This window comes from Rossellomorea sp. y25 (genome assembly GCF_038049935.1).
Classification (GTDB): domain Bacteria; phylum Bacillota; class Bacilli; order Bacillales; family Bacillaceae_B; genus Rossellomorea.
This window is the reverse complement of sequence record NZ_CP145886.1, coordinates 3,601,329-3,616,929: the sequence shown is the minus strand read 5'-3', so window position 1 is coordinate 3,616,929 and position 15,601 is coordinate 3,601,329. Positions and strand designations below refer to the sequence as shown.

Annotated in this window: 16 protein-coding genes; 12 read left to right on the top strand and 4 right to left on the bottom strand. The window is 42.1% G+C overall.

Annotated features, from left to right (window positions below; all coding sequences use genetic code 11):
- Positions 1-23: 23 nt before the first annotated feature.
- Entirely contained in the window at positions 24-797 is a 774-nt protein-coding gene (locus AAEM60_RS18220; protein ID WP_299739387.1) for a phosphotransferase family protein, read from the top strand.
- 4 nt (positions 798-801) lie between these two features.
- On the opposite strand, the gene AAEM60_RS18215 is transcribed toward AAEM60_RS18220, so the two are convergent.
- Positions 802-1,080 (bottom strand): YtzH-like family protein, encoded by a 279-nt coding sequence (locus AAEM60_RS18215; protein WP_299739385.1) that lies wholly within the window; start codon positions 1,078-1,080, stop codon positions 802-804.
- Positions 1,081-1,342: 262 nt separating this feature from the next.
- Between AAEM60_RS18215 and trmB the strand changes: the two genes are divergently transcribed.
- Together trmB and AAEM60_RS18205 are read left to right on the top strand one after the other, a co-directional pair.
- Positions 1,343-1,987: a tRNA (guanosine(46)-N7)-methyltransferase TrmB gene (trmB, locus tag AAEM60_RS18210; protein ID WP_299739383.1), complete on the top strand. Its 645-nt coding sequence runs from the start codon at positions 1,343-1,345 to the stop codon at positions 1,985-1,987.
- A gap of 133 nt (positions 1,988-2,120) precedes the next feature.
- Complete coding sequence (locus AAEM60_RS18205; RefSeq protein ID WP_299739381.1) at positions 2,121-2,963, top strand: MBL fold metallo-hydrolase; 843 nt, start codon at positions 2,121-2,123, stop codon at positions 2,961-2,963.
- Between the two features lie 71 nt (positions 2,964-3,034).
- On the opposite strand, the gene AAEM60_RS18200 is transcribed toward AAEM60_RS18205, so the two are convergent.
- Positions 3,035-3,349 (bottom strand): PepSY domain-containing protein, encoded by a 315-nt coding sequence (locus tag AAEM60_RS18200; protein WP_299739379.1) that lies wholly within the window; start codon positions 3,347-3,349, stop codon positions 3,035-3,037.
- A 223-nt stretch (positions 3,350-3,572) separates the two neighbouring features.
- Here AAEM60_RS18200 and AAEM60_RS18195 point away from each other — a divergent pair, with 223 nt between their 5' ends.
- From AAEM60_RS18195 to AAEM60_RS18185, 3 genes are all read left to right on the top strand, one after another.
- Positions 3,573-4,646, top strand: coding sequence for a M42 family metallopeptidase (locus tag AAEM60_RS18195; RefSeq protein WP_299739377.1), 1,074 nt, complete (start codon positions 3,573-3,575; stop codon positions 4,644-4,646).
- A gap of 125 nt (positions 4,647-4,771) precedes the next feature.
- Complete coding sequence (locus AAEM60_RS18190; protein WP_299739375.1) at positions 4,772-5,293, top strand: DUF84 family protein; 522 nt, start codon at positions 4,772-4,774, stop codon at positions 5,291-5,293.
- 173 nt (positions 5,294-5,466) lie between these two features.
- Positions 5,467-5,685: a hypothetical protein gene (locus AAEM60_RS18185; protein ID WP_341356839.1), complete on the top strand. Its 219-nt coding sequence runs from the start codon at positions 5,467-5,469 to the stop codon at positions 5,683-5,685.
- 93 nt (positions 5,686-5,778) lie between these two features.
- On the opposite strand, the gene AAEM60_RS18180 is transcribed toward AAEM60_RS18185, so the two are convergent.
- Positions 5,779-7,272: a peptide MFS transporter gene (locus AAEM60_RS18180; RefSeq protein ID WP_299739371.1), complete on the bottom strand. Its 1,494-nt coding sequence runs from the start codon at positions 7,270-7,272 to the stop codon at positions 5,779-5,781.
- A 221-nt stretch (positions 7,273-7,493) separates the two neighbouring features.
- Positions 7,494-7,940: a YtoQ family protein gene (locus AAEM60_RS18175; protein ID WP_299739369.1), complete on the bottom strand. Its 447-nt coding sequence runs from the start codon at positions 7,938-7,940 to the stop codon at positions 7,494-7,496.
- Between the two features lie 173 nt (positions 7,941-8,113).
- Between AAEM60_RS18175 and AAEM60_RS18170 the strand changes: the two genes are divergently transcribed.
- The 6 genes from AAEM60_RS18170 (at position 8,114) to AAEM60_RS18145 (ending at position 15,575) form a co-directional block, all read left to right on the top strand.
- Positions 8,114-8,620, top strand: a complete 507-nt coding sequence (locus tag AAEM60_RS18170; protein ID WP_299739367.1) for a hypothetical protein — start codon at positions 8,114-8,116, stop codon at positions 8,618-8,620.
- A gap of 647 nt (positions 8,621-9,267) precedes the next feature.
- A complete protein-coding gene (locus tag AAEM60_RS18165; protein ID WP_299739365.1) occupies positions 9,268-10,299 on the top strand; it encodes a PTS sugar transporter subunit IIC in 1,032 nt (343 codons plus the stop codon).
- 1 nt (position 10,300) lies between these two features.
- Positions 10,301-10,618 carry a thioredoxin family protein gene (locus AAEM60_RS18160; protein WP_299739363.1) on the top strand — a complete coding sequence of 106 codons (318 nt, stop codon included), beginning with the start codon at positions 10,301-10,303 and terminating at the stop codon, positions 10,616-10,618.
- A 176-nt stretch (positions 10,619-10,794) separates the two neighbouring features.
- Positions 10,795-11,604, top strand: coding sequence for a DUF1444 domain-containing protein (locus AAEM60_RS18155; protein WP_341356838.1), 810 nt, complete (start codon positions 10,795-10,797; stop codon positions 11,602-11,604).
- Entirely contained in the window at positions 11,604-12,209 is a 606-nt protein-coding gene (gene ytpR / locus AAEM60_RS18150; RefSeq protein WP_299739359.1) for a YtpR family tRNA-binding protein, read from the top strand. The genes AAEM60_RS18155 and ytpR overlap by 1 nt, the downstream gene beginning before the upstream one ends.
- A gap of 582 nt (positions 12,210-12,791) precedes the next feature.
- A complete protein-coding gene (locus tag AAEM60_RS18145; protein ID WP_341356837.1) occupies positions 12,792-15,575 on the top strand; it encodes a DNA translocase FtsK in 2,784 nt (927 codons plus the stop codon).
- Positions 15,576-15,601: the final 26 nt, after the last annotated feature.

The window sequence follows — 15,601 nt, the reverse complement described above, 5'->3', positions numbered from 1 at the left end:
AGGACCAATAGAAGGTGAATATATTGGAACACTTATTTGACCAAGATTGGGAAATAGTCCCCGCAGGCGGTGCAACTGGAGAAGCGTTCTTTGCTCAGTATCAGGAGCAAAGATTATTTCTGAAACGTAATTCCTCCCCTTTTGTAGCTGTATTATCAGCAGAAGGAATTGTGCCAAAGCTTGTTTGGACAAAACGAATGGAAAACGGGGATGTCATAACGGCACAACACTGGTTAAATGGGAGAGAATTAAAGCCTGAAGAGATGAAGGATGAAAGAGTGGCCAAGCTGCTCAATAAGATTCATTCCTCTAAGCCGCTTTCAACCATGCTTGAGCGGTTGGGAAAAGAGCCGTTTCAACCCGAGCATATGCTCACAGAAGTGGAGACAGGCTTAGAATTCGATCTTCTTTCATTACCTGTCATCAGAGAGGCACTCCTGTTTCTTCAAAAAGAGCTTGTGGATGTTCAACAAGAAGAATATGTAGTCTGCCACGGAGATGTTAATCATAACAACTGGCTGCTGTCTGATTACAACCAGTTGTATTTAATTGATTGGGACGGGGCCATGATTGCAGACCCGGCCTTTGATGTAGGTCTGTTATTATACTGGTATATCCCTGAGGAGCAATGGGAAGGCTGGTTAACTCAATACGGCGTTGAGTTAACCGATAACTTAAAGCTGCGAATGAAATGGTATGTGGTCGCACAAACGATTTTATCCATTCAGTGGCATAAAGGGAAAGCACGATTCCACGAGATGAATCATTGGATTGAATACTTGCATAAGGTGATCTGATTTATTAAGAGTAGCTATTCATATCCGTAACCCATTGGGACAAGTTTTCTTGATTGGTCGTGATATGGTTCGATAAGTCAGGTGAGGATATCCCGCTCTTACTGTACTGATAAATTTCTTGCAGGACAGGCTTTACGTTTTCATGAATATCAGCGTTAACCATTAATGACTTCACCAATCGTTCAACTTGCTCACATTCAGAAACCGAACCGCAGCAATCCGTGCTGTGATTGCTTAAAATATCTGATAATAACTGCATTTGATTCTGTGAATTTAAAGGCATAGAGTACACCCTTTCATTTTCGTCTCTCAAAGATTTAAAGAAAACACGTACTTTTTCAGCCCTTCAAAATGACCAGACCCGAAAAAGGAATTCACTATTAGTGTGTGAATTCCTTTTTCATTTATGCGCGCTTTTTGAGGGACGGACCTTAAGTGGGTATGTTAGCCAGAAGATCCGAAACGGGATTGGCTCTATTTTGGCTCTTGCACAGGACGGATAGTCGTGGTATGTTTTTTTCGATAATAAAAAAAGAGGTGTCTACATGCGTTTACGTAATAAACCGTGGGCTTCTGAGAAAATCAGTGACCATCCACAGTATGTTGTGGCAGAACCCCAGGAGATAAAAGGTCAATGGAATAAAGAGTTTGGTAATGACAATCCTATCCACATCGAGGTAGGAACAGGAAAAGGTCAATTTGTCACGGAGATGGCCAGAGCCAATCCGGACGTTAATTATATTGGAATCGAGTTATATGAAAGCGTCATTGTAACAGCTCTTGATCGTTTAATCGAAGCTGAGCTTCCTAACGTCAAGCTGTTAAATGTCGATGCAAAGAACCTGACTGAATACTTCGCATCGGAAGAAGTAAGTCGAGTATACTTGAACTTCTCTGATCCATGGCCGAAAAACAGACATGAAAAACGTCGACTGACTTATAAAGATTTTCTGAAGCTATATGAAGATGTGCTGATCAAAGGCGGAGAAATCCACTTTAAGACAGACAATCAAGGCTTATTCGAGTACTCATTAAAGAGCTTCTCCTGGTACGGCCTGCATCTGAATTTCTTGAGCCTCGACCTTCATAATAGTGAGTTTGAAGGCAATATCATGACTGAATACGAAGAAAAATTCTCAGCCAAAGGCCAAAGAATCTACCGGGTCGAAGCCCAATATCAAAATCAATAATTCACAGCTAAAGCAGCCCTGCAGATCTCGCAGGGCTGTTTTTTCATATTGGCTGCAGCGATCCGAGCATCCACCTATAAGTTGTCCGTAAATTCTGATAAAATAAAAGGGTATGAACAAAGGAGGAGTCAAAATGGAAACGTTGAAAGTTGGAGATCTAACGATACACTGGCTGAATGGCGGCGTCACTCACATGGATGGTGGAGCTATGTTCGGAGTGGTCCCAAAGCCTCTTTGGTCAAAAAAATATGCCGTGAATGACTTGAATCAGATCGAATTACGAACAGATCCGCTCTTTTTCAAATGGGAAGGGAAGAATGTATTAATTGAATCAGGTATTGGTAAAGGGAAGCTGAATGAGAAACAAAGACGTAACTATGGTGTGCATGAAGAGTCGGATATCGAGAGATCCCTCGAAGCACTGGGCTTGAAACCAGATGATATTGATGTGGTGTTGATGACCCACATGCATTTCGATCATGCTTGCGGTTTAACAAAATATGAGGGCGATACGCTTGTTCCTGTATTCCCGAATGCAACCATTTACACCTCCCAAGTGGAATGGGATGAAATGAGAAATCCGAATGTGCGCTCCCGCAATACATACTGGAAAGAAAATTGGGAGAGTATTCAATCCCAAGTGGAAACGTTCGAAGGAGAAAAGGAAGTACTTCCTGGAATCACAATGGTGCATACGGGAGGTCACAGTGACGGGCATTCGATTATCCTTTTAGAGCATAACGGGGAGAAGTTCATTCATATGGCAGATATCATGCCTACTCACGCGCACAAAAATCCACTGTGGGTACTGGCTTACGACGACTATCCAATGACGTCCATCGATGCCAAAGACAAGTGGATCAATCAAGCGATTGAAGGAGAATACTGGTTCCTATTCTATCATGATGCGGTTTATAGAGGGATCAAGTGGAATAGAGATGGAGAAATCGTTGATCACGTACTGAGGGAAAAATAATGATGTTTGAGAAAAGGATGGTCCCAAGGCATGTTGGGATCATCCTTTTAAATCATGCTGTTTTGCCATTTTTAAGATAAAGGATACACATCCACAACAGTGCCCGTATACGCATCTGCTAAAAATTCATATTGCTCCAGTTCACCGTCTTTTCTTCTGGATACGCCACCTTTATAAACTTTCGTTGTTACCGAGTGCTTCTGATAGTCTTCGGGCTTCATTCCGATCCAGGAGCCATCGATGTTCCCCTCTTTTTTGAATGAAAGTTTTACGTCCCTTAAAACTTTTTCGGCAGAAACCATGTTTGAATCATCCAGTTTTTCTTTAAGAAAATATCCGCCTACTGCCCCGATTCCGATTCCGATCATGAAAGATTTCCAGTTCATTTTTTATTCCCTCCACAGGCAATGAGTATTTGATGTTAAGGGATAGCATACTATCCACTATCTCCCTGGTGATTCTCGATAATTTTCCATCTATAGGTACATTCTATCAAAGAAATAATAAAAAAGAGAACTCCTTTTCATCTCAATTGGTGGTAAGACGTTCGAAAGTTCTGTAAAATAAGATTATACATAAAGTAGATTTTATATAAAAGGGGCATATGACATGAAACAAGATACGTTGGAACTTTTTAAAACATTGACTGAATTGCCGGGAGCACCCGGTAATGAGCATGCGGTCCGTAAATTTATGAAAGAACAATTGTCTCAATACTCAGATGACATTGTCCAGGATCGCCTGGGTGGGATATTTGGAGTGAAAAAAGGCAAAGATCAGGACCCTGTTGTCATGGTGGCGGGACATATGGATGAAGTAGGCTTTATGGTCACGTCCATTACGGATAATGGGATGATCCGTTTTCAAACCCTTGGCGGATGGTGGAGTCAGGTCCTGTTGGCTCAGCGTGTTCAGATCATTACGGATAACGGGCCTGTAACGGGTGTAATCGGAAGTATCCCCCCTCACTTGCTGGGAGAAGAACAACGAAGAAAGCCGATGGATATCAAGAATATGCTCATTGATATCGGTGCGGATGATCGGGATAATGCACTTGAAATCGGGATTAAACCAGGGCAGCAGATTGTACCGATTTGTCCGTTTACACCAATGGCGAATGAGAAAAAAATACTTGCAAAGGCCTGGGATAACCGTTATGGATGCGGATTGTCCATTGAACTGTTAAAAGAGCTGCAAGGTGTGACACTTCCCAACACCCTATACTCTGGAGCCACGGTTCAGGAGGAAGTCGGACTACGCGGTGCCCAGACAGCAGCTAATATGATTAATCCGGATATTTTCTTTGCCCTCGATGCAAGTCCGGCAAATGATATGTCAGGGGACAAAAATGAATTTGGCCAATTAGGGAAAGGTGCTCTTCTTCGCATTCTTGATCGTTCAATGGTTACCCACAGAGGCATCAGGGAATTCGTTCTTGATACAGCTGAATCAAATGACATTCCTTATCAATATTTTGTTTCTCAAGGCGGAACAGATGCCGGAAGAGTACATATGTCAAATGAAGGGGTCCCAAGTGCAGTTGTTGGTATCTGTTCAAGATATATCCACACACATGCATCCATGATACATGTAGATGATTATGCAGCTGCGAAAGAACTGATTGTCAAATTAGTGAAGCAATGTGATCGTTCTACAATCCAATCGATTAAATCGAATGCATAAGTAACTCTTCTAAAAAAATAGACCAAAAAGACTGTCTCGTTCAGGTACTTCTTGAGACAGTTTTTTTATAGAGAGAAAAAGAGTGCGCCAGCACGGCGTCTCTTATATAGAAATGAGGTATTTATTTGTTAAAAGTAGCAATTGGAACGACCAACCCTGCAAAGGTACAAGCCATTCAAAAGGCATTCAACGAACAATACGAGGACGTTCTTTTCGAGTGTCTCAAAACAGAGTCTCATGTAAGTGAGCAGCCTTTTTCTGATCAAGAGACGATCGAAGGTGCGCTAAATCGAGCGAAGAACGTATTACGGGCATCAGATAGTGAGATTGGTATTGGTCTTGAAGGGGGAGTGACGGAATCACTATATGGAATGTTTGTCTGTAACTGGGGTGCTCTTGTGGATCGCAGCGGGAACGAAATCATCGGGGGAGGTGCCAGGATTTCCTTACCTAAAGAAATCAGCAGCAAGTTAAAGGCTGGGAAAGAGCTGGGACCCCTGATGGACGAGTATACTCAAAAGTCTGGGGTTAGAAAAAAAGAAGGTGCTATCGGTGTGTTTACGAACGGGCTCATTACAAGAGAGGCCATGTTCCTGCACGTGGTTCAGCTGTTGATAGGCCAGTGGCAGTTCAGGAATAAGGTGTAGGGCAAATAATCCATCATACTTTTACCTATAAAAGGTACTTGGCCCATACCAAATCTACCAGCCCCTCATAGGATGGAGTATATCAGACTTTATTATATCTGATAAATTCTTTCTAAGGAGGTTAGAATTTATGGGATGCCATTATTGTAATGACCGAGTCGGAGGACGTCGCGATGATCATCGTGATGACAGAAGATGCTGTGACTGGGATAATTTTTTATTTGGTGACAGAAGAAGATGCAACCTATTTGGAGATGACGATGATCGTCGTAGAAGATGTCGCAGAAGAAGAGACGACGATGTTTTTGGAGCTGAAGATAACCGCAGAAGACGACGTAGAAGAAAATGTGGCTGTGACTTCTTTTAATAGTTGGAATGGGACTCCGTGTTGAAGCGGAGTTCCTTTTCTTTATCTCTACAAACTTTTTAACAAAGGCATAAGCCATACAAAAAACCCTCTGAAACCATTCAGAGGGTTAAATCAATTATTTTACACCTTTCATGTATGCCTGAATCTTAGGTGAAAGCAGGAATAGAGCAATACTCAATACGATTGCCATCCCTCCGATTGCACCAAAGTACATCGTTTCTGTTTCAGGTGTGTAGAAACGTACAAGCTGTGCATTCAACGCCTGTGCAGCAGCAGAAGCCAAGAACCAAAGACTCATTGTTTGAGCAGAGAATGCTTCTGGAGCAAGCTTCGTCGTGGCAGAAAGACCGACTGGTGATAAGCATAGCTCACCAAGTACAACGATGAGGTAACTAAGTACTAGCCATAATGGACTTACTAGTGAATCTTCTCCCCCGAAGTAGGCAGGTAATAGGATCACTAAGAATGATAAACCGGCAAACAATAGACCAAATGAGAATTTCTTTGGAATCGATGGTTGACGATCACCCAGTTTCACCCACATCCATGCAAATACTGGAGCTAATAGAATAATAAATAACGGGTTTAATGATTGGAACCAGGCTGGTGAAATGCTGATTCCCATGAATTCAAGGTCAGTTCTCTTATCAGCGTAAACTGCAAGGATGGTTGACCCTTGTTCTTGAATCGCCCAGAACATAACCGCTGCAATAAATAGCGGGATATAAGCTATTACCCTTGAACGTTCAGTTTCTGTTGTTTTCGGACTATAGTACATCACAATAAAGTAAATGGTTGGAACGACGATACCGAAGATACCTACTAAATTGATGAATACGTTTAATGTAAATAGGCCTGCTGGAATCGTAATACCTAAAATGATGGCAAGACCAACAACGACTAATCCTGCGATTAAACCATACTTTTTCTTTTCAGCTGGTGCAAGTGGATTTGGAACATACGTACCCGCAAGACCAAGGTTCTTTTTCTTTGTCGCCATAAAGACAACAAGACCTAAGAACATACCGATCGCTGCTACCGCGAATCCCCAATGGAATCCTTTTGTTTCCATAAGCTTACCGACAATCAGTGGAGCAATGAATGCACCAAGGTTGATACCCATATAGAAAATACTGAAAGCTGCATCGCGTCGAGTGTCACTTTCGCTATACATTTCACCGACAACAGTTGAAACGTTCGGTTTTAATAATCCTGTTCCGACAACGATCAATACCATCGAAACAAAGAACATGGCTAAACTTCCTGGAAATGATAGAGCAATATGACCAAACATGATGAATATTCCACCGTAGAAGACGGCTTTCGAAGTTCCGAATATTCTATCTGCCAGCCAGCCTCCGATTACTCCGGACATATATACAAGTGAACCATAGATCGACATGATTGCTAAGGCTGTGTTTTGCTCAAGGCCCAGACCGCCTTTTGAAACCTCATAGTACATGTAGAATACGAGGATGGCACGCATTCCGTAATAGGAAAAGCGCTCCCAAAATTCTGTGAAGAATAAAGTGAATAATCCCTTTGGATGTCCAAAGAAACCTTTTTGAGGGACACTATCCACAATTTTCTGTTTATTCATTGATGACATGTTACTACCTCCCTTATTCTTTTACTATAATATTTTAATATTTTCATAAAGTCAAAAAAAGTTTATAAATTGCTAATAATAACATAAAATGTCTTTAGATTGCCAATATTAAGTTATTTTTAAATAGTAAAAAAGTTCTGTTGTGTAGAAACTGTGACAGCATGAAAAAGGCTTGCCGTTCAATTTGAACGACAAGCCTTTTATTACTACTATTGATGTGATTATTCGGTTTCGAAAATATACGATAACGTGTTAATGGCTTGATCTATGTTTGTCACTGTAACACTTGCCTTATTGGAAAGCTCTTTTAACGGATGGTGTAGTTCTTCAGGACGAATAAGGATAAGGGGCTTTCCAAGTGTGATGGCGGTGCTCGCATCCATTGCAGTATTCCACTGTTTGTATTTTTCTCCAAACAAGGCAATCACTACATCGGCCTTTTTCATCAGTAGCTCTGTTCGAAGATTGTTAATGCTCGAAGCTGCCTCATCGCGGAGAATTTTATTTGGTTGTTCACCAAGGATTTCTTCTCCGATAGCATCGGAACGTTCGTGATTTTCCATCGGTCCGACGAAAGATAGAGGGAGATCAAGCTCTTTGGCTTTCCCTTTAAGATCGTTTCTCCAAGAACTATGTATTTCTCCTGCTAGATACACTGTAAATTCCATCGTTTTCACCCTCCTGTTTTTAGTCATTTTATCATAAATACCCTATGTGAGTTAAAAATAACCTGTTTTCCCATTAAAAAGGCAGGCTTTCTTGTTGGAAGGGTTGTCAGGTGGTACTTTGTGAGGGTATCATAAGCGTAGGTCCTAAGCATGAAAGGGAGGATAAGTATAGGATGAAAATCATACACTCAATCATTTTCTTTATCCTTGTGCTTATTTTAGCTGGATGCAACACGACAATCGATAAAGAAAAAGAAGAGACAGCCAAAGTGGTGGAGAACACACTAAGTTCAAATGAAGCAGCCAAAGAAGAGGCTGGAAACATTAACTTTTATCTTCCATTTGGAGCCAAAATAGAAAAAGAATCGCCTAATAATATCATTATTTCAAAAAGCTCTGATACTTTTATCCTTTTTACAAACCCTCAAGAACAAAAAGATAGTGAACTTCTATATAAAATGGCCATTAGTGACAATGAAAATCTCTTGAAACATGGGACTTTTAAAGAGGACAATCGCTTAGGATACTATGTCATTAAGAAACTGCCCGATACAGAAGAATACGAACTGATTGTTGGAGTGGGTGGAACAAAGATAACAACCCAAGCGGAGTTAGATGATTTAGCAGATCATGCAGAAGTGATGATGAAAATGGCAGCTTCAGTTAAACATAAATCCTAACGATACAGACCGATTTCCTGCTTAGGTGGGAATCGGTCTTTTTTTGCTCTTTTTTCAAAGATTGTTTTTTATGGCCGGGCTCTGTCAATCAATATGTGCTGGATGTTGAGGGGAACTGCTTCGCTTGCAGCTAGCGTTCGGCCGAGCCTCCTCAGCTTATCCGAACGGGTTCGCGGCACGACCGTACTTTCGCAGGAGTCTACGCAGTTCCCCTCACCATTTTTAAGAGATTTTCGTGACAGAGCTACAAGGTGTCAAAATTAATAACAATTCACTTTAAAAGAGTTGCTTGCTAAAGTTTTTGGTTTTTTTATTTCTTCTTAAGGAAACATTCTCCGATAGTTGGTTGGAGCGGAAGGATGCTCGACTCCTGCGGGAATAGCTGGACAGGTGAGACCCCGGAGGCTCACCGCCAGCCCCGCGGAAAGCGAGCATCCTGTAGCGGAAATCAACTACTACATTCTTCTTTAAGATAGTCAGAAATTTTGCGGAAAGAGTCTTTTTTATTCACGTGAATAGATACTCTTTAATTAAAGGAAAAATAGAAGGAAATTCATTGCCGGGTAAAGGTAAAATATATAGACAAAATAAACAAGTGTCTTTACACTAGTAAAAGTAGAAGGGTTAACACAGAGGAGAGGACTTAAGTGAGAGAATTCTTAAAGAGTAAAGGCATTACATTATCTGCAAAGGTTTATTTCATAGATGCGTTAAGCTATATGGCATTAGGGTTGTTCAGTTCGTTGATCATCGGATTAATCATTAAGACGATCGGGGAACAACTTCCAATTTCCCCTGGTTTAAGTGAATTTTTCATAGAGATGGGCGGTCTGGCAATCAGCTTGATGGGTCCCGCGATTGGGGTAGCGATTGCCTTTGGTCTCGGGGCTCCACCCCTAGTCCTATTTGCTGCGGTGGTAACGGGAGCAGCCGGCGCGAGCTTAGGTGGGCCGGCGGGAGCTTATGTAGCGGCTGTCATATCCACGGAAATCGGCAAGCTTGTCAGCAAAACAACGAAAGTGGATATCATTGTCACTCCATTCGTCACCATCCTTGGCGGATTCACAACAGCTTATTTTATCGGACCGGGAATCGCTGACTTTATGAGTATGTTTGGAAGCTGGATCAGCTGGGCGACAGAGCAAAGACCGATTATTATGGGTATTTTGGTTGCCGCCCTCATGGGTCTTGCATTGACGGCCCCAATCTCAAGCGCAGCCATCGCCCTTATGCTTGAGTTGAACGGGGTGGCTGCCGGCGCTGCTACGATTGGATGTGCTGCCCAAATGGTAGGCTTTGCTGTCATCAGCTATAGGGAGAATAAAGTGGGGGGATTGATTGCACAAGGAATAGGTACTTCGATGCTTCAAGTGCCTAATATTATCCGAAACCCCCGAATCCTTATTCCCCCGACCGTTGCGGGCATGATATTGGCACCCATCGGAACCACTATTTGGTTAATGGAAAACAATGCAGCTGGCGCTGGAATGGGAACAAGTGGTTTTGTTGGTCAAATCATGACTTTTAAAACGATGGGATTCAGCTGGGATGTAACCATGAAGGTCCTTCTGTTGCATATTGTTGGACCTGCATTCATAAGCCTGTTAATATCTGAATATATGCGTAAACTAGGTTGGATTAAACCTAATCAAATGACGATTGAAACAGGGGGAAAATAAAATGCGCAAGCTTGAATCAGTGGAAGAATTCCATCAGTTGAAAGAAAACGGCAAGCATGTATTTATGTTTTCTGCAGACTGGTGTCCCGATTGCCGGATCATCGAGCCAATCCTTCCGGAAATCGAGAGCCAATATTCAGAGTACACATTCCTATACGTAGATCGAGATCAATTTATTGATCTGTGCATTGAATTGGATATCTTCGGAATTCCAAGCTTTCTGGCATACGGAGACGGCCGTGAACTGGGGCGTTTCGTAAGCAAGGACCGGAAATCAAAAGAACAAATCGAGGACTTTATGAACTCATTAGCTTTGTAATAACAGCAAAAGGGATCACCTTATTTTGGGATCCCTTTTCTTTTTGCCTTAAATGAAACAGGTTCCTTTTGTATTCTAAAGATTTTGATGTAAAATGTTATAAGTGAATGAATCAAAGATGAAAGTATTGGATCGATACTTTCTATTATAAAAGTACCACCAAAGGAGGATCAGATTTGGACATAAAAAAGCTAAAAGGTATACTCCAGGAACGATTAGAGAAACCAAATCGTACGTTTACATATGATCGAGATAAGGATTCACTGAGAATTGAGAACACCGATACTAATAAAGGCATTACCGTAGCCCTGCCTCCTATCGTATCTAAATGGAAAGAAAACAATAAGTCGATTATCGATGAAGTGGTCTATTATGTTGAGGAAGCTTTAAATGTAATGGGAACTGGAGCAGATATTGGGAACAAAGAGAAAAAAGTGTTTCCAGTGATCCGTTCCACTTCTTTTGCAACCGAATCCAATGAAGGGGTTGCCCTCGTTACGGATGATCATACAGCTGAAACGCGTATCTATTATGCTGTTGACCTTGGGAAAACGTACCGCCTTTTAGATGAAAATATGCTAAAGGCTGAAGGATGGACTCACGAGCAAATGAAGGAAACCGCCTTATTCAATGTAAGAAGCTTGCCGACAGAAATGAAAAAGGATGAAGTAGCAGGAAACATCTTCTATTTTCTGAACAATAATGATGGATATGATGCAAGTCGAATATTGAATGACGCTTTCTTAAAACAAGTCAGCAATGATGTTCAAGGTGAAATGACCGTATCGGTACCTCATCAGGATGTGCTGGTCATCGGGGATATTCGCAATGAAACAGGTTATGATGTCCTGGCTCAACTAACGATGAGCTTCTTTACAACAGGAAATGTACCAATTACGGCACTTTCCTTTGTGTATGAAGAGGGAGAATTAGAGCCGATCTTCATTCTGGCAAAAAATCGCAAAAAGGAAAGGGAGAAGAAATAATGAACGTATTTTATAACTTAGAAGGTATTGGTGATACCCTGATCGTTACAATGCATCCAGGGTTTGAGGGAGAAGTTCAGCATGAAAGAAAAGAAGATGCAGCACGTTTGTTTGATGAGAAAACAGGGAAAACACTTGGGTATAACCTATTCCATGCATCAAAGTATATGGATTTAAGTGAAGTGGGACCTGTCGAAATGAATGAAGAGAAGCTCCAATTGATCAATGAAGCCATCAAGAAGAACGGTTTCGATGAAGTATTGGAAGCAGACTTTTCACCAAAATTCGTGGTAGGATTTGTGTCTGAAAAAGAAAAGCATCCAAACGCAGATAAATTGAACATTTGTACCGTGGATGTTGGGGATGAAACCCTGCAAATCGTGTGTGGCGCCCCTAATGTTGACAAAGGACAAAAAGTCGTTGTTGCGAAAGTTGGAGCTGTCATGCCAAGCGGAATGGTCATCAAAGATGCAGAGCTTCGCGGAGTGGCCTCATCAGGCATGATTTGTTCTGCCAAAGAACTGGCACTTCCAGATGCTCCCCAAGAAAAAGGGATCCTCGTTCTTGAAGATACTTACCAAGTAGGTCAGCCATTCACAGCTTAAAAATGTATACCTGGGTCCGGAGTATGGGCTCAGGTATTTTTGTTTTTATTAATGTTAGAGGTCGTACGATTGGGATGTATATAAACTTGTATATGGCAAGTTTATTTTAATTAGATTTTTTACCGAGTTCTGGGAAAATACATAGATCATTCATAAGTTGATTGGAGCGGAAGGTGCTCGACTCCTGCGGGAGAAGCGGGACAGTACGAAAAGCGGAGGGGCTTTGCCCAGGGGCGAAAGCATAAGACGAGTCTGCCGGAAAGGCGCTCTATGCCTTTTTGGCAGACTTGGCTTATGACCTCGAGCCCCTAAGCCCCGTAGCTGGACAGGTGAGACCCCGGAAGCGAAGCTGAGGAGGCTCACCGCCCGCCCCGCGGAAAGCGAGCACCTGGAGCGGAAATCAGCCACTACTCGCTCTGCAACATATTTCCGAAAATATCTTCCAAAACGTATTACATTCTCTTTACACCTATGTTTATTTCGACACAATCCCTTAACAATTCTCCTATTCTATCGAAATGACTCGAATTTTTCTCTTTAACTGATAAAATATAAATAAGTATGAAAGAAAGAGTGATGTTTGTGAGTTGGATTAAAAAAATGTTTGGCAAATTATCAGATAATGATGAACAATTTGAAGAGTATTATGATGAAAAAAATGATGAAGTTCAGCATATAGAACGTAAAAAAACTGAACGTAAAAATATAGTAGGGTCCAATCATTCAAGAGATGTAGAAGCAAGAATGACGTATCAATATCCTAAAGGGAATTTTCGCTTTCCCCTTATATCGGATGGGGAAAATATAGAACGTCCACGAACGAATAGAAACCGTAGAAGCCAAGAGAAGGAAGAGCCAGCCAAGGAACAAAAGAATAAGAGCCGGAACCATCCTTCTAAACATACAAAGTGGAAAGAAGAAAAACCATCGGTTACTGTCAAAACGAAGAAAACTCCTAAAGTAGAAAAAGGAAATAGCAGGCCATTTACGCCAACGGAAATTCCGTCACCTATTTATGGCTTCAGAGGAAGACCGGTGAAAAAAGAAGAGCAAGTTGAGTTCGAACTTAAGAAATTTTTACATAATGACGAAGAAAGCAAAGAAGTTGTGATTGATCATGAAGCTCTATCAGCGGCAGAGGATTCAATTCCGTTGGAAAAAGAATCACAAGAAATCGCTGAAGCTGAGACAGCTGTCGAGAAATCCGAAAAACCTTTTAACCATGAACCAGTCGAAGTGATGACGAATTTCCGGGAGGAACATCTTGAACAACATCAGACTGAAGATGTTCTAATGGTAGAAGATGAAGTTATCGATGAAACAACGCCGGTTGATGAACCGGATCAAAAAGTAGAGCTTACTGAAGAAGTTTCACAGAAATCAAATGAACGTATTTCACTTATTTCGGAACTAGAGCAAGCACCCGAAGAGCAACATTTAGAGCAGGAGCATAATGACTCTGTGCAAGATGAAGAGCCTATCCAACAGCCTGCCTATTCTGCAAGGGATGAACAAGTACAGGAACCTGCTAAAGCTGTCCACGAGATACCAGCTCAAGAACCCGTTGTACAAAATGAGCCTCCGAGCGAGGATAACCGAGTACGGGAAGAGTCGGAATCGACACCTCCTCCACAACCACCAAAGGGGGAAGAGCCTAGGCAGCGAAAGAGATCTCATCTTCCTTTTAACGTATTGATGCTGAAACAAGATAAGCGGCAGTTGGATACGCGCAAAGCTCGAAATGTGGCGAGCAAGGAAAGTGAGCACCAAACATTAACTCAGAGGGCTGGAGAAGAAGAGAAGAAGGAAGAGCCTGTAAAGGAAGTAAATCAAGAAAGGGCAGCTGAATCAATATCCATACAGCATGCAGAAGAGAAAACATCGCAAGCTGGCCCGGTTCAAGGAGAAGAAGCGGTAAAGAGTTATAGCGAATTAAGCTCATCTTCTAAAAGGACAAGAGACTACGTCTTTCCTGAAATGGATTATCTGATGCCTCCTGTATCAAAGGAAATGAGCGAAGAATGGCTTGATTCGCAAAGGATTTTACTGGACGAGACCCTTCATAATTTTAATGTGAGGGCCAAAGTAGTGAATGTCACACAAGGCCCGTCTGTCACTAGATTCGAGGTTCAACCGGAACCTGGCGTGAAGGTGAATAAAATTACCAATCTATCAGATGATATCAAGCTTAGCCTGGCTGCAAGGGATATACGAATGGAGGCCCCTATTCCAGGTAAGCATACGATTGGTATTGAAGTGCCTAACCGGGAGAGCCGGCCGGTCTGCATTAGTGAAGTCATCGCGAGTCCGGCCTTTCAAGAGCCCACTTCCCCATTGACCGCTGCTCTTGGTCTGGACATTTCCGGACAGCCGATTGTGACTGATTTAAGCAAAATGCCACACGGACTCATCGCCGGTGCTACCGGTTCAGGTAAAAGTGTATGTATCAACTCAATACTCGTGAGTCTTTTGTACAAAGCATCACCGGATGAATTGAAAATGCTCCTCATCGATCCGAAAATGGTAGAGCTTGCTCCCTATAACCGGATCCCACATCTTGTCAGTCCGGTTATAACAGATGTGAAGGCAGCTACTGCAGCTCTTAAATGGGCTGTTGAGGAAATGGAAAGAAGATACGAATTATTTGCTCATACAGGTGTACGGGATATTAAACGCTTTAATGAACTGGCTAAACGGAATAAACAATACAGCGATATGCTTCCATATCTAGTCATAGTCATTGATGAGTTAGCCGACTTGATGATGATGTCGCCGGCGGATGTTGAAGAAGCGATATGCCGAATCGCCCAAAAGGCACGTGCCTGCGGGATTCACCTGATCATTGCGACTCAACGGCCTTCAGTCGATGTTATTACAGGCTTGATTAAAGCCAATGTACCAACACGAGTGGCGTTTTCCGTTTCATCAAGCGTCGATTCAAGAACAATCATTGATGGGAGCGGTGCTGAAAGGCTATTGGGTAAAGGTGATATGCTCTTCCTGGAAAATGGTTCATCGAAGCCGGTCCGCTTACAGGGAACCTTCGTGTCCGATGACGAAATCGATGACATCATCAATCATGTAAGAGAGCAAAGAGAACCGGATTACCTCTTTCAACAGGATGAATTAATCAAGAAAGCACAAGTTACCGAGGAAGAAGATGAATTATTTTTAGAAGCATGTGAATTTGTCGTCGACCAGGGTGGGGCTTCTGCTTCGGCCTTGCAGCGCAGATTCAGAATCGGCTATAACCGGGCGGCGAGATTGATGGAAATGATGGAGAGTAATGGAATCATTTCAGAGTCCAGAGGCAGTAAACCAAGGGATGTCCTGATTTCCGAAAGTGAATTGGAGACTCTGGCATAGACTAGTAGAATCATTTAATACATGGT